The sequence below is a fragment of the Shouchella miscanthi genome (assembly GCF_007725405.1).
GTDB lineage: Bacteria > Bacillota > Bacilli > Bacillales > Bacillaceae_D > Shouchella > Shouchella hunanensis.
Genome location: NZ_CP042163.1, coordinates 4,208,676 through 4,231,601 on the forward strand (window position 1 = coordinate 4,208,676; position 22,926 = coordinate 4,231,601).

Annotated in this window: 18 protein-coding genes, 5 tRNA genes and 1 pseudogene; 2 read left to right on the forward strand and 22 right to left on the reverse strand. The window is 35.7% G+C overall.

Annotated features, from left to right (window positions below; all coding sequences use genetic code 11):
- Positions 1-114 precede the first annotated feature (114 nt).
- From FPV17_RS21385 to FPV17_RS21420, 7 genes and pseudogenes are all read right to left on the reverse strand, one after another.
- The gene (locus FPV17_RS21385; RefSeq protein ID WP_186370687.1) at positions 115-975 is read right to left on the reverse strand and encodes a DUF2785 domain-containing protein; all 861 of its coding nucleotides are present in this window, start codon (positions 973-975) and stop codon (positions 115-117) included.
- Positions 929-2,122 (reverse strand): annotated as a pseudogene (locus FPV17_RS21390) (HesA/MoeB/ThiF family protein). The gene FPV17_RS21385 and the pseudogene FPV17_RS21390 overlap by 47 nt, the downstream one beginning before the upstream one ends.
- Before the next feature lie 603 nt (positions 2,123-2,725).
- On the reverse strand, positions 2,726-4,591 hold the full coding sequence (locus FPV17_RS21400) for an AAA family ATPase (protein ID WP_144560364.1): 1,866 nt from the start codon (positions 4,589-4,591) through the stop codon (positions 2,726-2,728).
- Between the two features lie 20 nt (positions 4,592-4,611).
- Entirely contained in the window at positions 4,612-5,793 is a 1,182-nt protein-coding gene (locus tag FPV17_RS21405; protein ID WP_144560365.1) for a hypothetical protein, read from the reverse strand.
- Positions 5,794-5,882: 89 nt separating this feature from the next.
- Positions 5,883-6,827: a DUF4062 domain-containing protein gene (locus FPV17_RS21410; protein ID WP_144560366.1), complete on the reverse strand. Its 945-nt coding sequence runs from the start codon at positions 6,825-6,827 to the stop codon at positions 5,883-5,885.
- Between the two features lie 310 nt (positions 6,828-7,137).
- Positions 7,138-8,655, reverse strand: a complete 1,518-nt coding sequence (locus FPV17_RS22460) for a flagellin N-terminal helical domain-containing protein (protein WP_144560367.1) — start codon at positions 8,653-8,655, stop codon at positions 7,138-7,140.
- An 88-nt stretch (positions 8,656-8,743) separates the two neighbouring features.
- Complete coding sequence (locus tag FPV17_RS21420) at positions 8,744-8,980, reverse strand: carbon storage regulator (protein ID WP_144560368.1); 237 nt, start codon at positions 8,978-8,980, stop codon at positions 8,744-8,746.
- A 221-nt stretch (positions 8,981-9,201) separates the two neighbouring features.
- Here FPV17_RS21420 and FPV17_RS21425 point away from each other — a divergent pair, with 221 nt between their 5' ends.
- A complete protein-coding gene (locus FPV17_RS21425) occupies positions 9,202-9,753 on the forward strand; it encodes a hypothetical protein (protein WP_144560369.1) in 552 nt (183 codons plus the stop codon).
- Positions 9,754-9,825: 72 nt separating this feature from the next.
- Positions 9,826-10,734, forward strand: a complete 909-nt coding sequence (locus FPV17_RS21430; RefSeq protein WP_144560370.1) for a hypothetical protein — start codon at positions 9,826-9,828, stop codon at positions 10,732-10,734.
- 602 nt (positions 10,735-11,336) lie between these two features.
- Here FPV17_RS21430 and rlmH read toward each other — a convergent pair.
- The 15 genes from rlmH to dnaB form a co-directional block, all read right to left on the reverse strand.
- Positions 11,337-11,816: a 23S rRNA (pseudouridine(1915)-N(3))-methyltransferase RlmH gene (gene rlmH / locus FPV17_RS21435; RefSeq protein ID WP_035396849.1), complete on the reverse strand. Its 480-nt coding sequence runs from the start codon at positions 11,814-11,816 to the stop codon at positions 11,337-11,339.
- Positions 11,817-11,936: 120 nt separating this feature from the next.
- On the reverse strand, positions 11,937-12,083 hold the full coding sequence (locus FPV17_RS21440) for a CxxH/CxxC protein (RefSeq protein ID WP_078440283.1): 147 nt from the start codon (positions 12,081-12,083) through the stop codon (positions 11,937-11,939).
- 115 nt (positions 12,084-12,198) lie between these two features.
- A complete protein-coding gene (locus FPV17_RS21445; RefSeq protein ID WP_035396854.1) occupies positions 12,199-13,419 on the reverse strand; it encodes a S1C family serine protease in 1,221 nt (406 codons plus the stop codon).
- Positions 13,420-13,618: 199 nt separating this feature from the next.
- On the reverse strand, positions 13,619-14,413 hold the full coding sequence (locus FPV17_RS21450; RefSeq protein ID WP_035396856.1) for an MBL fold metallo-hydrolase: 795 nt from the start codon (positions 14,411-14,413) through the stop codon (positions 13,619-13,621).
- Between the two features lie 42 nt (positions 14,414-14,455).
- Positions 14,456-15,319 carry a two-component system regulatory protein YycI gene (locus FPV17_RS21455; protein WP_035396858.1) on the reverse strand — a complete coding sequence of 288 codons (864 nt, stop codon included), beginning with the start codon at positions 15,317-15,319 and terminating at the stop codon, positions 14,456-14,458.
- A complete protein-coding gene (locus tag FPV17_RS21460; protein ID WP_144560371.1) occupies positions 15,316-16,659 on the reverse strand; it encodes a YycH family regulatory protein in 1,344 nt (447 codons plus the stop codon). The genes FPV17_RS21455 and FPV17_RS21460 overlap by 4 nt, the downstream gene beginning before the upstream one ends.
- The gene (gene walK / locus FPV17_RS21465; protein ID WP_035396865.1) at positions 16,656-18,530 is read right to left on the reverse strand and encodes a cell wall metabolism sensor histidine kinase WalK; all 1,875 of its coding nucleotides are present in this window, start codon (positions 18,528-18,530) and stop codon (positions 16,656-16,658) included. Before walK ends, FPV17_RS21460 begins: the two co-directional genes overlap by 4 nt.
- Positions 18,531-18,535: 5 nt before the next feature.
- On the reverse strand, positions 18,536-19,243 hold the full coding sequence (gene yycF / locus FPV17_RS21470; RefSeq protein WP_035396867.1) for a response regulator YycF: 708 nt from the start codon (positions 19,241-19,243) through the stop codon (positions 18,536-18,538).
- A gap of 195 nt (positions 19,244-19,438) precedes the next feature.
- Positions 19,439-19,511: transfer RNA gene (locus tag FPV17_RS21475), tRNA-Thr, on the reverse strand.
- 3 nt (positions 19,512-19,514) lie between these two features.
- A tRNA-Phe gene (locus tag FPV17_RS21480) sits at positions 19,515-19,590 on the reverse strand.
- Between the two features lie 46 nt (positions 19,591-19,636).
- Positions 19,637-19,713 (reverse strand) — tRNA-Asp (locus tag FPV17_RS21485).
- Between the two features lie 25 nt (positions 19,714-19,738).
- Positions 19,739-19,810, reverse strand: a tRNA-Glu gene (locus FPV17_RS21490).
- 10 nt (positions 19,811-19,820) lie between these two features.
- A tRNA-Lys gene (locus FPV17_RS21495) sits at positions 19,821-19,896 on the reverse strand.
- A gap of 211 nt (positions 19,897-20,107) precedes the next feature.
- Entirely contained in the window at positions 20,108-21,394 is a 1,287-nt protein-coding gene (locus FPV17_RS21500) for an adenylosuccinate synthase (RefSeq protein ID WP_035396869.1), read from the reverse strand.
- 117 nt (positions 21,395-21,511) lie between these two features.
- Positions 21,512-22,873: a replicative DNA helicase gene (dnaB, locus tag FPV17_RS21505; protein ID WP_144560372.1), complete on the reverse strand. Its 1,362-nt coding sequence runs from the start codon at positions 22,871-22,873 to the stop codon at positions 21,512-21,514.
- Positions 22,874-22,926: the final 53 nt, after the last annotated feature.

Consider the following 22,926-nt stretch of genomic DNA (forward strand, 5'->3'; position numbering starts at 1 on the left):
CAATAGAAAAACAAAAAAGGCTGAAATTCAACCTTTTTTGAATGTATTATCCTAAACATTAAGTTACTAAGACTTTATATTTTTTTAAGACTTCGATTTTCAAATGGCATAAACCTAATCCATTTTAATTAATAAATCATTTTTAATAAATTGATAATAACTTAAATCTATAACTTGTAAAACTCTACCCAGCGAATTTAAATAAATATTAAAATTTTCTTTATCTAGAAAACTAATCCTTAAATAAAGACTTCGTATAAGAGATTTTATATTAGATTTTATAGTATACTGTTTTTCATAATCTAAGCTAGCATCTACTTCGCTTAAATCATTTAACCACGCATCAAAATCTTCAATCTTTAGTCGGTTCTTGAAAATTATCTTCACCAAAACATTGACTATTCTTTCATCTTCTTCGTCTTTTAAAATATATTCGTGTGTAGAAAATTTTATTGAAATAACATTCAAAACCTTTATCCGATCTTCTCTATTTAGATGATCGATCAACTGGTATAAGGTATCGGCAGTATGAGCAATACTATGTGCCCACCCCTTTCCACTGACGTGACCTCTGAGATCTATTTCTTTAGTCATATAATCAACAGTCTTATTAATGATAGCTCTCACTTCTTCCGTGGAGAATATACTTTTCTTGTTATGTATATACATTATAGGGGCTAATAAAAGAACTGAAAATGACCTTTTAAAAATTGAATCAGTACCTTGTTCTCCAATTCGATAAAATAAAAATTCATTACATATTAACTTTTCTTTTAGATGTTTTATCTCTCGCTCCTTGAGAAAACCCTCTATTATCCAATATGAGAGTTGAGTATAAATAAGGTCATCTCTTAATTCACTATCTGTTGTACCTAATTGTTTTAATGACTCTTCTACCGTCTGTTGTAAATTTGTGTCTACATGTGGTTTAAAATTGTTTTCTTTTAGCTTCAGTAGATTGTCTTTCAATATCACGATTTAAGCTCCTTTCTTTACTGCAAAAACTACATATAGGTTCCCATTCCTCTTCCTTAATAATTTGTCCGGTAATGAAATCTATTAAAGTTCTCTTTCCTAATGATATTGGTTCGCTTGTTTTTAGTATCAACCTTAATGCTTCCATACAGATTAAGGATGCAATCATACTTATATGTGGAAGAATTGCAGCATTATTATTCTCTAATTTAGAGGTAGCCTCATGTAATTCTTTGTTTACTTCTAAATGCTTCTTGTAAAAGCATGCTTTACAAGGGCTTTCACCAGGAACTACAGTAAAATATTGACCTAAAGTTATGCCTGTTCCACCTGATATATAAGGGACACCCAACTCTTGGCATCTGTTATTTACCCATAAAATAATATCAACTGGGGGTGAATCCGCTGCACATATAACTAATTCAACATCCTTATTGATTAAATCTTTTCAATCCTCTTCACAGTTTATTTTTCTTTCATATGAATTAAAATTAATACTAGAATTGAACTCTTTTAGCCTTTCTATACCTATGTCTGTCTTTTTCTTTCCTATATTATTTTCAGAATAAAGTATTTGCCTGTTTAGGTTCTTATGTTCAATATCATCAAAATCAACTGTTACAATATTGCCCACTCCTAACCCGGATAATTGATAGAGTACATTACTCCCGAGCCCTCCCATACCTATAACTAAAACTTTAGTCTCACATAACTTTTCTTGGAAACTAAATTTAGATTTATTCAAATTACTGAATGCAGAAAAATAATTTATGTTATTATTGTATTTTTTTCTAAGTATTTCAGATTCATTAGCAAAAGTATCTTCTCCGTTCTCTAATACTCCCATATCGTTTAAAGATTCAATAATTTCTTGTATCTCAGTAAAACTTATTGGATAATCAATTTTCATGCAATTATATATGTTCTCTACATTATTACTCCCATCCAATAAGTCTATCAGTTTTATAAATAAATTATTCTCATCTTCAATTTCTACTGCAAAATTTGGTTCATCCCCTATCTGAAATCCATGTGAAAATTTTATCACTGGATATATATGTTTCAATTTCGGCTTCATAAAAACCCTCCATATTAAGTAATTATAGATACAAAAATTGGTAATGATGTAATGGAGATATTTAAACATTTAAACGATGAGGGTAGAACAATAATAGTGATTACTCATGGCGTAGATGTTGCACAATATGCTAATAGGGAATTTTTAATGAGAGATGGTCAGTTAATGGAAGCTAATTAATTAAATAAATCTACAATATTTTAATTAATCAAAGGAGAAAAAAATGAACATTACTTGGACACCGTATTTTTTATTTTGTATATTAACACTTATGTTTATTCTTATTCAATTTGACATCATAATTAATTGGTCTGAATACTCAACTTTTAGGAAAGTTATTTTTTAATTCTAGTATTTTTGTTTATTGCTAATCTATTATTATTTCTTCCAAGAAATAAATAACATAACGCACAATCATTAAAAAGTATTTCGTTTATTTAAAAGCTGTATAGTCCAGTTTATAAGAATCTAATTTATCAACTTAATAAAAAGTCACATTATAAAGAGAAGAAGTCTAAAATTGGCTTCTTCTCTCCCAACCTCCCTCACTTATGATAAGGCTCACCTTGTTGGATGTAAGTGAGGTTATATAATTAAAAATAAATTTCACAAAATGCATTTTGAAAATAACTTTTTTCTCCATTTACGTCTAGGGATATTAATTTTGTAAAACTATTGTTTAAAACCCAGCTCATTTAGAATAATTGATTTTAAATTATTAACTTCAATAGTTTTCAATTTAATGCACTCTCTGACCAGCAAATGAATGAATCTATCATATTTAATACCTTCTACAAATTGATTTACAAATTCCTTTAATATATCTCTTCCAGGTGGAAAGTCCTTCCATATAGTTTCCCAGTTTTCCATAATATAATTCTTTTTTTTATCTAGATTAACCATTATACTACTATCACCAAGTATATCATTTATTCGCTCTTTTTGAGCAACTACTCTTTCTTTGAGTCTTTCCTCTAAATTCTCGCCCCCCACATGAAAATTGAATTTTCTTAACTCTTCGTGTAATTCAAACGCTATCCACTGGGCTATAACATCATCTCTTTGACTATCAGCAATTTCTTTTAATTTAATCTCAATCTGATTCGAATTATTAAATATATCAAGACCTAAATTCTTTATGACATTTAAAATTGCATCACCAATTAAAAAATAATTTTCAATATGATACTTTGGGAGTATATGGATTCTTTGGTTAAGCTTTACCCTAAGTTCTTCTATTTGAGAGGTTATTAAGAAATCTTTATCTCTAATTAAATAAAAATCGGATGCTTTACTCGCCTCTGTTAATAAATCTACTACAGCATTACTTACTCTCATTAGATTATTTATACCCGTAGACTGGACAAAACTTATATGTTCTTTATAATCATCAAATAATAATTGAAAAAATTCTTTATCCGTTTTCCCCTCGACAAATATAACCTTTTCAGATATTAATTGTAAACCCACATTTGCACCTAATGACTTAAAAGTTTCAAACTTATCTTCATTACTAATAAGCCTAAACATTTGGTTTTCACCTGAATAATGAACAATTTGAAAAACATCTTTATAATTTGCAGAATCCAAAATTTCGTAAGAATGGGTTGCTAGCCAAATTTGATTATTACCCTGTAATTGCTTCAAATGTGAGGATAATAATTTTTCTAAATTAGCATTAAGGTGCAATTCCGGTTCATCATATAAAAATATATAGCTTTCTGCCTGAATCCATTTTAAATTGACGAATAACATTACTATCTCTTTCTCTCCCGAACTAAGTTCGTCTATGTCATGTATTAATTCATCGTATTCTATAGGAAAGGTTAACCCGGAAATATCTCTCTTTACACCTAAAAACTTTTTAGGTTTAATATAAGAGTTAATTATGTGAACTAACTCTTTAAGTTCATTCCCTATATCCCCACTTTCAGCTACTTTGATTAAATCATCAAAGTAAATAGCTACTAAGTAATCTTTTACCCTTTCAAACCTATTGTCATTTTCATTTCTTCTACTATATTTACTATATCTTCTCTCATCATCTTCTTCATAGTATCGTGCTAACGAGCTTAGATTTATTTCTTGATTTGATTTCGATGCTAAATTCCTATTGGCATTAATATGGTTAATTTGGGAGAATTTATTGCCCTTTAGCAACAATTCTCCTAACTCATTGTCAAATCTGCAGTTGTTTATATTATTATAATCAAGTTTTCCGGTAACTAAATCTTTATCAGCTTTAAGAAAGGATTTCTCCTTTTCTGATAGTTGAAAAGTAATCTCAATTTCCCCCTTCTGGGTTTCATCTCCGAAGGGGGTATTTGCCATCATTAAATCGATTCTTCTTTGTATTCCATTTTTTAAATCACTTATATAAATACGTTTTACCAGTCTTTGAAATTGCTTAATTGCATTAAATATTGTCGATTTACCCACTCCATTTGGACCTGCAATAACTACAAAATCAGGTATATCATCCATTTCTATATATCTAATTGCATTGTAATTACGTATAATTAATTTTTTTATTTTCATTATAATCCCCTATCTTAAAATTAAAAAGTACTTCTCATTTCCATTTCAATATCCTTGATATTATCTAACCAAGTACCACAACTATCAATAAAATTAAAAAGTCCTAATAAGTAATTAAAAAAGTTAGCTACATCAATCACTTCATTATTAAATTTATACTCGTTACTATATGAACAAGGGTACCTAAACATATCGCCTTGTTTATCTAGGGCATCTAGAGAAATAATATAGCTCTCTGCTAAATCAAGTGTTTCTTCATCTTGGTGGTCTTCTTGGGCATAATGTAATAACATTGGTTTAATTGACTTCCACAAGTCTTTATACAACAAATGTGAGTTTCTTTTCCTTCTTATAATTTTCTCATCAATATTTTGATACATCTTTATATGAAGTAGTCTTTTTAGTCCTATCTCAATAGCATTTCTCATTAAAAAAACAATTGGATAAAATAATGCTTCATCTCTTGATTCTTTAAATTGTGTAAATAAAAATTCTGCAACCCTACGATATCCTGTAACTTGCTTATAAAATCCATCACTCAAAGGCGAATCCCATAAATAGCAATTATGAATGGCTGAGTTTGCTAATTTTATAAATACCGGCTCCTCTGAAAGGTTTAGTTTAATTTCATTATACCAATCCCCGTAAATTATTTTGTTTAAGGCACTATAACAATATATAAGTCGAATACTCATATAATATATGTCCAGTGACTTTTCGCCATATTGTTGCAAAAAATCATCCTTAAAAGGATACCTAAACAGATCAGAATTTGAATCTACTACTTCTATACTTTCTAAATACTGCTCTATCCACATTTGTTCGGATTCCGTTAGCTCAACAATCCCATATCTCTCTTTAAATATCATATACAATCCAAAAACATTGTGTTTTTCTGCAATAAATATTTTTTGTAATTCGCTCTTACTAGTTCCTTTAATGGCTAAACCAGCCTTAATTAATAATTCTATAGCTTGGCGCAACATATAAACTCCAGGAAGAAACCAGGTGTCATACTTGCTATTATTATTATGAGAACTTTCTATAACCTCTTTTAACACTATATAGCCTGCATTCATATAATTTTTTGATAAATTGGCATAGTCAACATTAGGTTTTTTAGTCCACTTTACATATATTTTCATCTCTTCGTTTAATACTGTTTTTATTTCTTTATTTTTTTTAATCCAAACAAGACTCAATTACATTGCTCCTTTTAAGTTGGTTTCAATTAAGAACCTTACAAAATAATCTTAGATTAATTTGAATCAATCATCCTTTTTAAGTCTTTTCAAAATGGTAAATCTTGCTTTGACATAGGTGTTGTTGATTGTTTAGGAAACATAGATTTGATACTAGAGACAGCTTGCTGATTATCAAAGATAATTTTTTTTAATTTTTTATACACTGTTGGGCTCATTGAGTACAATCTTGCATTACCGTGATCAGTGAATTCCTCTATATCAATAATTTCACGTTGAACAATTTTGGATAGCGCTGCTTCATACCTTTCACTTAAATAGTTCTCTAAGTTATTCTTATCTTCCCACTTTTGAATTGCTAAAACGGTTTCATCAGCCATCCATCTTGCCCCAAACATTCGAATTTCATCTTCAACAACAAAAATAAGGAACAATTGTTCATCTTTATCAAACTCTATTTCGCAAAATATATCAATTTCTGATAAATTATTTTTTACTGAATTATTTTTTACTTCAACTTCTAAATCAGCTGCATCTACCAATCTTCTTACTTCTTTTGTAATAAAATGTCGTATTTTTCTAGTATCATAGGTTCCGTATAATCCACGTTCATTGTTAGATAAATGCTCTCTATATTTTGATACTAATCTACGTTCATCAATTAATTCCTCTGGTATAGGATTATCTATAAAGAAAATCCCTATTCCTCTTTGATGTTTTTCATAAAAAACATTAATTTCCTCAATAGTACCCGATTTATTATTTGCTGTTCTTGTACCAATCTTATTTCCAAATATAGCAATTAATATATCACTAGATCTTACTATTTGTTCGTTAATTATTGCCTGACCACTTGAATTAACTGCATAAGAAGCTGTTGAATTGTTCTCCCATCTAATAGGCATTAAAACAATGTTGTTCGTGTCACTATGTTCATTATTCCAATCTAAGATTAATCTTTCGACCTCATTTCGCTGTTCAAGAACATCGCTAGGAGATGCTATAAATATCTTGATTAACTTTACTAATTTCATAGAGTTTTAAACACCCCTTAAATTTTTGAGTCCTTATTATTTTCTGTGAAACTGGTTTATTTTGACCTTTTTTGTTTTTCATTAAATTTCCTGTCACATTGAGGAATGCAAATTGACGCATCCTCTAGCCTTTCAAAAATCAATTTATTGGTCTTCCTTTTTTCGTTTAGAAATATTTTCTTCTATTGTAACTATTATAAGCACCAATTTACCATATTTTTCTCCAAAAACGGAAAAAAGAGGACAAAAATTATCGTTTGTCCTCAAAACTTTATTATTTGATTTGTTAACCTAGAAGCTGCAACACTTGCTACGGTGCTTGGTTCGCTTGCGCAAGCATAGATTGTGATGCTTGAGACAAGATGTTTTGTTTCGTGAACTCCATGATTACCTTTGCCATGTCTACATCACGAATACGTGATTCAGCAGCTTGAAGATTTTCAGAAGAGTTGTCAAGGTTAGAGATTGTGTGCTCAAGACGGTTTTGGCCAAGTTGAGAACGCTCCTTAGATACATTGTCAATAGCAGTTTGAAGAGTAGTGATTGCAGCAGACGCACTCTCATGTGTAGATACATCCAAAGCATTTTCAGTTTGAGCATTACTAGTTCCATCAGTAACTTTTAGGTGCTCATTTAAGCCACCTTTAGATGTAATGCCTAGTGCAGATGCTCTCATATCAGAAATATTGATTTGAAGACTTTGTCCTGTATTAGCACCAATTTGGAGTTCTGATTTGAATTCAGCCGGGTTAGCTTTTACAGAGAAAGAATTTCCACTAGCAACATCTTCAGTTAGAGTAATTGAATCATTATTCACTGCTGCAGTTACTGCTAAATCACCACTACCATTGATGCTCTTCAGTAAATTCGTAGTGGTTTCTGTTGAATTACTACCAATTACAAATTGGTTTCCAGTAGGTTCACCTTCTTCAATTGCAGTGAATCTCACCCCATTGATCTCAATAGATTCTCCGGCCTTGAAGTTTTCTGTAATAGTTATAGATGTTTGTCCTGTTTGTGCTACAGTAGCATCTCTACCACCTGTTAAACCTTGCTCAGATAGATTACCAACTGTTCTATCTCCATCAGTAATTTTTAGACTAACAGCGTTCTTAACATCTTCTGATGCGCTATTATATAAATCTTGAATATCCTGTTGAGTTAACTCAACTGTGGCACCATCTTTAACGCCTGCTGTAATGATAATTTTACCTTGATCAATACTTATACTCGCATCTACATCCTCATCCAGATCAGGATTATCCGTTACTTCAATACTTAACCCATTTCCTTCCACATCTGAATCTTTAGCAGTAAAGGTCATTCCAGCATGAGTTGTAGATGCTTTTGTTGCTTCAGTAGCTAATTGACTTGTTCTCCCTTGACTGACATCAACAGAACCTTTACCTTCTTGACCTTGAAGCAATTTTTTGTTGTTAAATTCAGTCGTATTGCCAATACGATTAATCTCTGATGTTAATGAATTAATCTCATCTTGAATGTTTTGTGTATCCTGTTCAGTATTTGTACCATTAGAAGCCTGAGTTGCAAGCTCCCGCATACGTTGAAGTATATTTTGAGTTTCGGTCAAAGCACCCTCAGCGGTTTGAATCATGGAAATTCCATCTTGGGCATTACGACTTGCTTGATCCAAACCTCGAACTTGCGCGCGCATTTTTTCAGAGATCGCAAGTCCAGCAGCGTCATCGCCGGCACGGTTAATGCGAAGACCTGAAGATAGTTTTTCTTGTGCCTTTGCCGCCATTCCTTGATTTACGCCAAGTTGACGGTGAGCGTTCATTGCGCTCAAGTTGTTGTTGATAATCATTTCTTAACACACCCTTATGTTTTTTATTTTTCAACATCGATACGGTAAAGCATTTATTCACACTCGCAGAATTGCGAAGGTTTGACCATTAATCTAATTGATTCTGATTGCTCTCTTCTTGCTGTGCTACGAAAATTTCTCCACGAATAATTGGAATGTGCTTAGGTACATCGAAATGAAGTTTTACAGACATACCTTCTACTTTGACCAAAGTAACCTTAATATCGTCTCCAATCATTACGGACTCATCTACGCCTCTTTGCAAAACTAGTCCCGTGTTATACAGTTTTTTGTGCTTAGGCTTTCGATTACCTTTTGGCTTCATCTCATGCCCTCCTTGGCTGTGTATTACTTTTTTAAAATTAAAGGGCTTTTTGTTCGAGAAATTATTAAACTCCTCTACACTATAAAATTTTTTATCAAATTGTGTCGTATCAAGGCGAATTATATTTCAAATCTACATGAACTTGTTGAAAAGTAGTTACAGAAGCGTATAATGAAAAATTGTCACTTCCATGTGATAAAAACAAATTCTTGGGGGAAATTATGAAAAAAATATTAGTAAGTAGTATTATTGCATCTGCGGTATTTATTGGTCTTAACAATTCATCAGCTTTTGCTGAGGAAATAAGTATTTCAACTGAACATCAACAGGTTATTGAAGATAATTTATCTGATGACCTAAGTGAGAATGAAATGAAAAATCTCAATAATACTATTGATTTTGCTGAGACTTCTAATGAAGAAATTGGAGCACGTTTTGTTACTCACGCAGCGAGAGGAACCGCAAAAGCAGTTGGTGTAAGATCGGGGGCAAAATACATAGTATCTGCGGCAGCTGAAACACATAGGTTGAAATTTGGTTGGACCGTAACGGCAACAGCTGAGCTATCAAATTATAACAACGGTAACCACACTCATAAAATTAAAGGGTCAACCGACGCTGCACTTGGTGGAAAAAAAGCTACATCAATTATTAACCGAAATATGTCGTTAAGTTCAAAGGGAAGTGCCTATTGGGCTAAGGGGATACATACGGCAGCCTATGGTGCGCAAATTGACTCTGGTGTAACTGGTGATATAACATATCTTAGATAAGAGATTTAGTATTAAGTAAAAATAGTGGTGGAGGGAGTTTACCTCCACTACTTTTAAGAAAGAGAGTTTAGTATGAAGAAATTATTTAAATTTGCTTTTATAGCATTATCTATATTTATTTTTCATGCCTGTACGAGTATAGAACAGGATGTGCAATATTCTCAAGTTGAATCAACTGAATCAGTAATTAAAGAAAATAAGGACCATTTTAAATATCTAGATGAACAAGCCATTAAAGCTGGTATACAGAATAGAGTATATATTGAAAGTGAACAATTTAATGAGAAAGTAGTTGGTAAACATGATAAATATTACCCTATTCACATTAAAGATGATTCCATTCGGGATAATTTAAATTTAGAAATTAGTATTGATAATTCAAAGGATGAAAAATTAAATCTAATGCTGTATTTTTTTATTGAAGGTGAACTTAATAGCTTTAGTAAATTTGAAGCAGTTGCAAATACAAATAGTACATTCGAAATGCCTTTATATACGGATACAAAGGACTTAGAAGAAATTACTGTCGTACAGATTGACTTAGACGCTGGTGAAAAAACATACAGTGAACTTAACGCGAGTGTAGCTCGTATTATAGTTTCAGATAATGAAGATATATTCGAGGATGAAAGTATAGAAGTTGTTTCGCGATCAGAAGAATTTAAAAGTCACACTTATGAGATCGAAGATGATTCTAAAGGCGGACATACTCACAAATTATTAGTTAGTAGTGGAAACAATTTTATGAATATAACGGTCACTCACTTTACTGAAGACGGTGAATATAGTAATTTAACTTTTAATGAAGAGATAAAATCAGAAGAAAGTATTTCTTATAACATTAATAGAATTGATGGGAAAAGAAACTATTTACTAATACAGAATAATTACGGACTAGAAGTTATATCAGATTTAAAATCAGCTATTATTCAAGATGTTGATTATATGACGACAGATGGTTATATAATAGAGATTTATTAAGGAGGGAGAGCTTGACTAACAAAGAGATAACGATTTATCAAATTTTTTGTGGCACGGGTTTGTTTATTTTTTTGTTGTTAAGTCATGAAATTAATTCAATAATCATTAAAAAATTGTTATCAAACCAAATACTTTTTGTATCAGCCAACAACATTCACATAATTATAAACCTAACTTTCGTTTTAATTTTATTGTTGTTAGAAAATAAAAAGAAAGATGCCTTTTTAATGAAGGTAGATAATAAAAAATACTTGACATTACCTTGGTGTTGCTTTTTTATCTTTAGTCTAGGGTTAACTTTTGTTCTTGTGAGTTTAAATCTCTTTAATAAGACCGCAGTTTTGATATTGGTCTCTTTAATGTCTATTTTTATATATTATCCAGTTTTCACAACTCTTCGTTTCTTTTTATTTAATAAAAGAAATAACCTTTCAAATAATAGAAACTCCTTAATCGCTGCATACATAGCACTAATTATCATAGTTTTTCTTATTTAAACCGTTGATTTTTAGTGCTACACCTGCATTTTTTAAGACATTCTATTGTTTATCCAACCGAATTCATTTAATTTTTTTATATTTTTCCAATATACACAACCTCATTTACTTATGGTACGGTTCTCCTCTATTAATCCGGAAACTCCTATAAACCTGCTCCAGCAAAACGAGCTTCATCAACTGATGAGGGAACGTCATTTTAGAAAAAGAAAGCCATTCATCCGCTCGCGCATAGACATTATCAGAAAGTCCGAGTGACCCGCCAATCACAAAAGCGATTTTACTTTTTCCGTATGTACCGAGCTGCTCAATACTTTTAGCAAGCTGCTCGCTTGTCTTCATTTTTCCTTCAATTGCTAGGGCAATGACGTACGTATCTGCATCAATTTTTGCAAGGATCCGTTCTCCTTCTTTCTTCTTGACGATACGCATGTCTTCTTCGCTTAAATGCTCTGGTGCTTTTTCATCTGCTACTTCAATCTCTTGGATTTTAGCGTAGGCGCTAAGTCTTTTTTTGTATTCGTCGATCCCTGAACGTAAATATTTTTCCTTCAGCTTCCCAACAGTAATGACACTAATATTCACTTGTGTATAACTTCCTTTCCCATTTCCTTTCTCCTGTTATCCTCTGTGTATAACACAAAAGTGAAGAGGATAACACTTATCCACATGATTTATCCACATATCAACAATGTGGGTATCTGATTATTTTGTTAGTGTATAGACTGCTTTTTCTTCGCAAAATTGGCATGTTCGTGGTTCTTTTGCTTGTTCGACAATGGGTGCCGTTTCCCATTCATCCACAGCGACATCCAATGCTAGTTCAATATGCTCTTCACATGCTGCTATCATCGTGCACGTCCTTCCATTTTTCATTCTTTCAGTATAGCATTTTGTTATCCACAGTCCAAAGCGTTCTTGCAAAAAAAAGAACCCCTTTCTTTATGAAAGAGGTTCACTTACCGTCTTATACATCTGGTTGCTCCGTTAGTGTCACATCAACGGTTTCTTCTGTACCGCCACGATAAAGGGTAACAGAGATCGTATCACCAATAGTATTTTCACGATAGAGCATATGTCTTAAATCTTGTGCATTTTCAATGGTTTCACCATCAATGCCAACAATGACATCTTGCTCTTGGATACCTGCGTTTGCAGCCGGGCTACCAGGGGAAACGTTCACTACCACAATTCCTTCGGTTATATCTTCAGGTAAGCCAAGGGATTCCTGCAGTGCAGCTGTTGGAAATTCATTTAAATTACGTAAGGTAATGCCTAGAGAAGGTCGTCTTACCTCTCCTGTTGTCTCTAATTCTTCAATAACAGGCTGGACAATTGCAGATGGAATGGCAAAGCCTAATCCTTCCGCAACACCGGAAATTTTCATTGAATTAATGCCAATCACTTCACCATTTATGTTAATTAATGCACCACCACTGTTACCAGGGTTAATGGCTGCATCTGTTTGCAGTACTTCGGCATTCCAATCAGCTTGACCGTTTCCAGTCGTATCAATTGGAATACTTCTTTCTGTTGCGCTAATAATCCCTTGGGTGACGCTACCAGCAAATTCTAGGCCCAGTGGGTTTCCAATTGCAATCGCCGGCTCACCAACGCTTAATGAATCGGAATCACCGAATGAAGCGACTGTATCAACATCATCGGAACTAATTCGTAGTACAGCTAAATCTGTCAATTCGTCTTCACCAATCACTTCTGCTTCTACTCTCGTGCCATCGGTTAAGGCTACTTCTACTTCCGTAGCACCATCAATGACGTGTTGGTTTGTTACGATGTATGCGTATTCCCCTTCTGCTTTATAAATCACACCTGATCCAGTACCACTCTCGCTTGCATCCCCTTCACCGAATAAATCGGATTGCTGAAGATTAATGACACCAACAACCGCATCGGAAACTTCATTCACAATATCCGTTACAGCGGAATTGACATCTAAATTAATGACATTTGAATCGACTTGTTCCGTTTGAGGTTCAGCAATGGTATCTGTATTTTCTTCAACATTGTCATCGAATGGAGCTAGGTTTGACAATAATGGTGAGGCAATCAATACAAGCGCTGCACCGATAATTGCCCCGCCAAAAGCAGAAAATCCTGCAACTTTACCATTACTCGTTCCTTGCTTCGGTTCCTTATAGCGAGAATCATTTCCATCGTAATAACCCATTGCCCTTTACCCCTTCCATTTCAGCTCTCTAACCATTTTCCTACATTATACCCATTTAACCTAATTCTTCTAGGTTAAAACCGGGAATTAAATGATTTTTGTAGTTCTTTTAACATTTGTTTAGAAAGAGAGGCTAATCATGAGAAATAAACAAAATTTGTATGGTCTATTACGTAACTATTTACGTTTTTCGTTGCTTTTAAACCACGCACAATGCGGTTGGGCTATATGGGTCAGTGTCATGAAGATGAATGGCTTTCCCTACTTGATGACCTTCTTGTTCAAGCACTTGTTTAACGGTCATTCGTGCTAAATCTTTCATATTGTTATCTAAGCTTAAATGAGCAAGATACACATGAATCGGCGTATCATCGACTATATCGTGTAATGCTAGAGCAGCATCTTCATTTGACACATGCCCCATATCGCTTAAAATGCGTCTTTTTACATTCCATGGATATCTACCAACCCGTAGCATATTTAAATCGTGGTTGGATTCAAACACGTATGAATTCGCACCAGCGATGGTTTTTTTTATCCGTTCGCTCACATAGCCCATGTCTGTTGCAATCACAAGCTTACGCCCTTCATGACGGAAACAGTAAAACATCGGATCAGCAGCATCGTGGGACACACCAAATGATTCTACTTCAAGATCGCCGAATTGTTTAACTGTTTCTTGATTAAAATGGAATTTTTGATCGGTGTTTAATTGACCGATTTGCTTTTCCATCGCTTTCCACGTTTTTTCGTTCGCGTAGATTGGCAAGTTGTGTTTACGGGCAAATATGCCTGCACCTTTTATATGGTCACTATGTTCATGGGTCACAAGTAAGGCATCTAGTTGCTTTGGATCACGATCAATCTTTTTAAAGAGCTCGTCCATTTTCTTTCCAGTTAACCCTGCATCCACTAAAATTTTTTGCGATGGAGTCTCCACATACATCGCATTTCCTGTACTACCGCTTGCAAGCACACTGAAACGCATAGCCATCTTACGTCCTCCTTAATTCTATTACTCTCTCAAAAAAGAGGATCACTCACTTAAATCATCTTCAATTTCTTCATTTGTTTGTGATTCGTCTGGATACCATTGATGCTGTTCTGAAAGTATTGCATTTACAAGGTAAATTCTCATATCCTTTTCTTCTGCGTCAGCACCCGAACGATCGACTGTTACTGCCCACATAGGAGAGAAGAAGCGGGGTGTCTGATCGGATAAACTATAATAGCCAAATTCGATATGCTCAATCGTATTATTCATTGATAGGTAATGGTTATCTAATAGTACTCGTATCGCTGTCATATACGGGGTCATATCCCGCTCGTCTCGATTTTCACTGAAGCTATAGCGTTGTTGTTCATAGCCAATCACTTCATCATCGTCATTTAGCTCTACTGTTAATGCTTCATCGTTATCGATGTACGTTTCAACTTGATTATACATTTGATTAAAATGAAGAAAGTTGCCTTCTCGTCTAGAGAATACGTATTCCTCACCATAAAGAACATGCTCTGCTAGTAAGGGCGCAAACGCTTCTTCTGTATTCGCATTTAATACTTGGCTAATATTAACCGGATCTTCTAGTTCAACTCGAATCACGTTTGAAGATTGACCAATCGTTTCCACTGAATGGCCGCTATTTTCTAGCTGTTCGATTTCTTCATTTGTAAAGCTTACTCTCGAACCCTCAAGCACGACCCCTCTTGCATCAGATGTATTTACATCTTCATCGGGGAGAGTGATATTGTTATCATCAAGACGTTCGACAATTTCTGGCGCTTGTTCAATACTTTGCAATTGACCTTCCATCACACGATCGACAAACTGCCAGCCTAAGAAGATATTTAACAGCAAGAATACTACAATAAAAATAGATTTTGTTCGATTCCAATTCATTCTGTTAACTCCTCGTCAGATCTAACAACAGCTTCCCATTCTCCATCTAGTTGATAAAACCAAGTTGGGGTTAAGTCGGCACGCTTACTACTTGTCATCGTGGCTTTATAGCCTAAACGAATATCGGTTACATCTTCCCATAAAATGGTTGAGCTTTTTTTCATCTGATTGACAGCATCTAAACCAGACGAGACTTCTCTCTCTTGCTCTGTATACCGATCTTCAAGCTGGAACAGAGGGCGCCCCATACTCACGACTTGTGTACCAGCTCGAGTGACGTACATCTTCATTCGATCCTGGTCACTACTCGTTGTGGTTAAACGATGTTCAAACACTGGTAAATGATTCACATATAACCGAAATTCAGCTTGATCGGTTGCATCTTTTTTATTCACTTGATCAATGGCATATTGATCTGTCCATCCACCCGTTACATTAATAAACTCTTGAGCAACTTCTACAATGTGGCGATTGCTTTCCTCTTGACTATCTGTAGAGTATGGATACGAGTAATTTAAATAAGAAATGGTACTATCATGGGTCACTGTTCGACTGCCATCTGTAAACAAATATTCCCCGTTTAATTGATTCGCCCTAGGCACATCCGTATCGTTGAACAATCGCTGATTAATCAGCATAGGCATCTCTTCATCGTTTCTTAATCTGTAATCATAAATTCGCACAACTTGCTTTTCAGTTGGCACATAAATGTCATTGCGTAACAACAGATAAGTTGAATCATTTTCTTTCACAACCTCTGTTGCTAGTTCAGACTCTGTATCTGTTGCATAAATTAAGTTTTTTAAATCGCTTGCGGGCATCGTTGTACGTAATGACATAAACTCTTCTTTTTCAGAAGAGGCAAAGGTGAAATTAACGGTGTCCTCTTCTGTCACATAAATAAGTAATCGATTCACTTCTCGACTTGTATTCATTTGATCGTAATTCCCGTCAAAATAAGCCAAGAGCGACTGTAATGGTAGCTCATCTGGAAACCGTAATTCAATGCCCTCTGCACTTGTTGTCACTGGATCTGCTGATATCGCATGTTCAAACTGATACTGACGCAATGTCGTAAGCGTTTGATCATACCGACTATTCAACGGATTCATTAGCGCATACCCTTCCAAGTCTTTGTGCAAAATCACCGAGCTAGGCTGAATAAGATCCGTTATTAATCGCTCTTCCCCTATCATGGAATCTGCATAATTCCCGCTCTCACCTGATTCACTCTCTAACGCTTGAAGATTTGGCTGATACGTCCATAGCTGGTAGGTAAAAAACAAACTTAAGCCAATTAACGCGACTAAAGTGGCTGTTTTAAACTGTTCGTATTTCACACTTTACCTCCTTTAAACGTGGAGTAAGGCAATGTTATATAAATGGTCGTTCCTTCATTGTATTCACTATTCACCCAGATTTCTCCTTCGTGCGCCACAACATATTCCCGGGCAATCGCTAAGCCAAGACCTGTCCCACCTACATTTCTCGCTCTTGCTTTATCCACACGGTAGAAACGTTCAAAGATCTTGTCCTGAGACTCGGTCGGGATTCCCATTCCTTCATCTGAAATACTGATTCTTGCTTTGTTTCCTTGATGAAGTAATGTAATGCTGACGTTTCCGCCTTCTGGTGAATACTTAATGGCATTCGATATAATGTTATCCAGCACTTGCGTTAATTTATCTTCATCAATTTTTGCAAATGTCGGCTGCTTGACAATATGACGATGAAAAACAATATCTTTGTCCTTTACAACCATCTCAAAACGCTCGATAATTTGATGCAAGAATGAACCTAATTCAACCCAGCGTAAATCCATCTCGTAATCATTGGAATCAATACGAGAAAGCTGGAGAAGATCATTTACTAATCGAATCATACGGTCTGTTTCTTTTTGTGTAACGTTAAGAAAGTGCGGCGCAATTTCCTTGTCCTCTATCGCACCATCTGCAAGTGCTTCAAGGTAACTTTTCATCGTTGTTAGCGGTGTCCTCAGTTCATGAGATACATTTGCCACAAACTCACGGCGTTCACTTTCTATTTTTTCTTTTTCCGTTACATCGTGAAGAACCGTAATTAACCCATTCATCGGTCCGTCATCTTCTTGGATAGCAGAGAAGTTTGCCTCTAATAAAACCAATTCCTCACCATGACTAAAATCAAGTAAAACCGATTCATTCTTCTCGTATAAATCATAAATGCTTTGCGTTTCATCCATATTCAATACGTCAATAATAGGTTTTCTTAATACATGCTTTAAGGAGATTCCTAATAATTCCTCTGCACGTCGGTTCATCAGTATAATTAAACCACTTTGGTCGGTAGCTACAACTCCGTCGGTCATATGAGCAAGAACCGAACGAAGGCGCTTCTGTTCTCGGTCCCTCATAAGTGTTGTATCATGGAGCTTATTCGTTAGCTCGTTAAATGACATTGCGAGCTGACCAAGCTCATCTGATCCGTACACCTTTACCTGTCTTGAAAAATCTCCGTGCCCCATCCGTAAAGCTTGCCTACGCATGTCCAGAATGGGCGCTGTAATGGTTCGAGCCACCAATATAATCACAAAAAACGTAATTAATAGTGCAATAGTTGAGGCAACTATAAAGATTTGGTTGATCGACTGGGCTTGATCTGTCACTTCTTCAATCGAAGCTTCTACGTAGACAGCGCCTTGAAGTTCGGTTGCTTCCGTATTTCCTCCATCAAGAGAAGCGTTGGCAAAGTCTTCATTTGGTCGAATGGGCTGTGCTTTCACAAAATAACGTTCTTGGTTCTGCTCATTAATGCGCTGATCGCTCAATGATGATCCACCTGTAATTGCTCTTCTAACAATTGTTTGCTCTGTTAGCTGACCAATACGTGTCTGATCATTTGGATCAGAACTTGCAAGCAATACAAAATCTTTCCCGATAATTTGCGCTTTCCCGAACCGAATGTTTTCATCTGTTTGTGGGAACGTCTCATTTAAAAGCGTGTTTAAATTTTCCTGCGTGTCTGAATCCTCGTCAATTAATTCACGTGCCGCACTGACTGTAAGCAAGTTAACCCGATCGCTAATGACAGTTTCGTAGTTATCCATTAAACTTCGCTCAAGTGAATTTGAGAAATAAAAACCAATAATCTGCATGGCAAGAACAATGAGCAACATGTAGATAATAATGAGCTTAAAGCGTATGGACTTAAAAAAGCCTACGTTTTGATCCATTTACCTTACTCCTGATTATCCTGTGGTGCTAAGAAATAGCCAACACCTCTACGCGTCATAATCCAAGTAGGATAGCTTGGGTTATCTTCGACTTTTTCACGTAAGCGTCGCACGGTAACATCCACGGTTCGAACATCCCCAAAGTAATCGTAGCCCCATACAGCTTGTAAAAGGTGTTCTCGTGTCATCACTTGTCCAATATGCTTTCCGAGATAATGAATTAATTCAAACTCTCGATGTGTTAAATCAACTGCTTCCCCACGTTTTCTTACTTGGTATGCATCAGGGTGAATAGACAACTCACCAATATGCATTTCTTTTGATGAAGAGCCTGTTTCTTCGACTGCAACTTGCTGACGTCTTAGATTCGCCTTTACCCGTGCTAACAACTCCCGTGTACTAAATGGTTTCGTCACATAGTCATCAGCACCTAATTCTAAACCTAATACTTTATCAATCTCTGAATCTTTAGCCGTTAGCATAATGATTGGTAAATCAGATTGTTTACGTACTTCTCGACAGACTTCCATTCCGTCCTTATATGGAAGCATAATATCAAGTAACATAAGATCCGGCTTACGCTCATTCACTTTTTCTAGTGCTTCGTTTCCATCATAAGCACACTCTACGCTAAACCCTTCTTTTTCTAAATTAAATTTCAATATATCTGCAATTGGTTTTTCATCATCAACAACTAAAATATATTTATCCATTCTTTTTACCTCCTGGATCAGTAGTATCTATTTATTTATTCCATTAAAATTTATGTCACTTAAACAAAACACCAGCCACTGCTGATGTTTTCACTACAAAAAAATTGCCCGGGGAATAACGACATCCCTCGTACTAGTTTAACATATCTACCAAAAACAAAAAGAACTTTATGCATTCACATAAAGTTCTTTCGATGCCGGCCAGAGGACTTGAACCCCCAACCTACTGATTACAAGTCAGTTGCTCTACCAATTGAGCTAGACCGGCAAGTGGTGGCTCGGGACGGAATCGAACCGCCGACACACGGATTTTCAGTCCGTTGCTCTACCAACTGAGCTACCGAGCCTTACTTATTATACATCATGATTATTTCAACAATGACGAAGAAAAAATGGCGGTCCGGACGGGACTCGAACCCGCGACCTCCTGCGTGACAGGCAGGCATTCTAACCAACTGAACTACCGGACCATTTGTGTATGTATTTATATAAAAGTGACCCGTACGGGATTCGAACCCGTGTTACCGCCGTGAAAGGGCGGTGTCTTAACCGCTTGACCAACGGGCCACTGTAAAAATGGTGAGCCATGAAGGATTCGAACCTTCGACCCTCTGATTAAAAGTCAGATGCTCTACCAACTGAGCTAATGGCTCAAATACCAAACTGAGCAGACGGTGCAATAAGCAAGCCGTGTTTCGTCATATCCTCTCGACGACAAGATTTATAATATCACATATAAATCATCTGCGCAATACTTTTTTTAAAACTTTTTTCTATAACGTGCTTGGCTCATAAATTCAGTCTTAAGCATACTGAAAAAAAAGGGAAAACGCAAGCTTTTCCTTACGCTTTCCACATAATTCATTATGCAAAGACACCACGGACAAGATTTGTTTGATTCCGATCCGGACCAACAGAAAAAACTGTTAATGGAATACCCGTTAATTGCGTAACTCGTTCTAAGTAATGACGCGCATTCTCAGGCAAGTCTTCCAATGTTTTGGCCCCTGTAATATCTTCTTCCCAACCTGGTAACTCTTCATAAACAGGCTCACACTCTGCTAGTACATTTAGACTTGCAGGAAATTCATCCATGATTTCGCCTTTATAACGATAGCTTGTACAAATTTTTAGTGTTTTAATCCCTGTTAAAACATCAATCGAGTTAAGGGATAAATCTGTAATCCCACTTACACGGCGTGCATGACGAACAACAACACTATCGAACCAACCAACACGTCTTGGTCGTCCAGTTGTTGTTCCGTATTCACGGCCAATCTCACGGATTTGATCACCTGTTTCATCATGTAACTCAGTTGGGAAAGGACCGTCACCCACTCTAGTCGTATAGGCTTTAGATACACCAACAACATGATGAATTTTAGATGGTCCTACACCAGATCCAATTGTCACTCCCCCAGCAATTGGGTTAGATGACGTAACGAATGGGTATGTTCCTTGATCAATATCAAGCATAACGCCTTGTGCACCTTCAAAAAGCACACGCTTCCCATCATCTAATGCGTCATTTAGTACAACAGATGTATCCACGACGTATTTCGCAATTTGCTGACCATATTCAAAGTATTCTTCAACAATGTCATCAACAGAAAAACCCTCTGTTTCATAATACTTTTCGAAAAGACGATTCTTTTCTTTCAGCACGGAAGCTACTTTTTCTGCAAACGTATCTTTTTCAAGTAAATCAGCAATACGAATGCCAATACGAGCCGCTTTGTCCATATAAGCAGGACCAATTCCTTTTTTCGTAGTTCCAATTTTATTAGCGCCTTTGCGCTCTTCTTCTACAACATCTAATTTTATATGATAAGGTAAAATAACATGCGCTCGATTTGAGATTCGTAAATTACTTGTATCTACGTCTCGCTCGTGTAAATAAGCTAGCTCTTCTACAAGTGCTTTTGGATCAATAACCATACCGTTTCCAATCACACATGTTTTATCTTTATAGAAAATCCCTGAAGGAATCAAGTGAAGTTTATATTTCTTGCCGCCAAAAACAATTGTATGGCCAGCATTGTTTCCACCTTGATAACGAGCCACAACCTCTGCTTTTTCAGATAAATAATCTGTAATTTTGCCTTTTCCTTCGTCGCCCCACTGTGTTCCTACAACAACAACTGAAGACATACCGACACCTCCACGCTCATTTAAAACCATTGTAAGTATAGCAGGTCAATTCCAGAGCGTCAATGAAATCCGAACATTGATCTCTCTAATGACCTTTTCATTCGTTTAAAATCTATTTTACATTGGTGGCATGTCGTTTTCGTCATGCCTACGGTCCAAATTAACGAATTTATTGTATTCTTTTACAAATGCTAGTTCAACTGTCCCTACTGGACCATTACGTTGCTTAGCAATAATAATTTCAATTGTATTTTTGTTTTCTGTTTCTTTATCATAGTAATCATCACGATAAAGGAAAGCAACAATATCTGCATCTTGCTCGATACTTCCTGATTCACGAATATCAGACATCATTGGCCGCTTATCTTGTCTTGATTCTACTCCACGAGAGAGCTGAGATAATGCTATAACTGGCACTTCAAGCTCACGAGCGATTGCTTTTAACGTTCTTGAGATTTCCGATACTTCCTGCTGACGATTTTCACCACTTCGGCCATTTCCTTGAATGAGTTGTAAATAGTCAATAAGAATCATGCCTAATCCACTTTCTTGCTTCAATCGCCGACATTTTGCTCGTATCTCACCAACTTTTACACCTGGAGTATCGTCAATATAAATTCCTGCTTTTGATAAAGACCCCATTGCCATGGATAGCTTGTGCCAATCTTCTTCATCTAATGCGCCTGTTCGCATTCGCTGCGCGTCTATATTTCCTTCTGCACAAAGCATTCGTTGTACAAGCTGACTTGCGCCCATCTCTAAAGAAAAGATTGCGACGTTTTCATCGGTTTTCGTTGCGACGTTTTGAGCAATATTTAATGCAAACGCCGTCTTCCCTACAGAAGGTCGTGCCGCAACAATAATAAGATCGTTTCGTTGGAAACCTGCCGTCATCGTATCGAGCTCAGAAAATCCTGTTGCAATGCCCGTTATGTCACCCCGAGATTGTTGTAGCACTTCAATCTGATCATACGTTTCTAGTAAAACATCTTTAATTTGAACGAAATTTGATGAGTTTTTTTGCTGCGCTACTTCTAGAATCGTCTTTTCTGCATGATCGAGAATGGCACCTACCTCATCCTCGCTTGCATAGCCGTCTTTCACGATATCTGATGCTGCACGAATTAAGCGTCTTAATAATGATTTTTCTTCTACAATACGGCTGTAGTAATCCACATTCGTTGCTGTTGGAACCGTTTCAGCAATATCTGTTAAATAAGCGACACCACCAACATCGTCGAGCCATTGCCTGCCCTGAAGATCTGCCGTCAACGTGACTAAATCGACAGGCTCACCTTTTTCACTAATATCAAGCATCGCTTCATATATTCGTTGATGACTAGCACGGTAAAAATCCTGCGGAAGCAGTCGTTCACTTGCCGTTGTGAGCGCCTGTTCTTCAAGTAAAATGGAGCCAAGGACGGCTTGCTCTGCTTCAATATTTTGTGGGGGCGTCCGGTCATTTAGAAGATCACTCATAAGGTTTACTCCTTTTGTAATAGTTAACGGAAATGAAGCTGACTCGTTTTGAG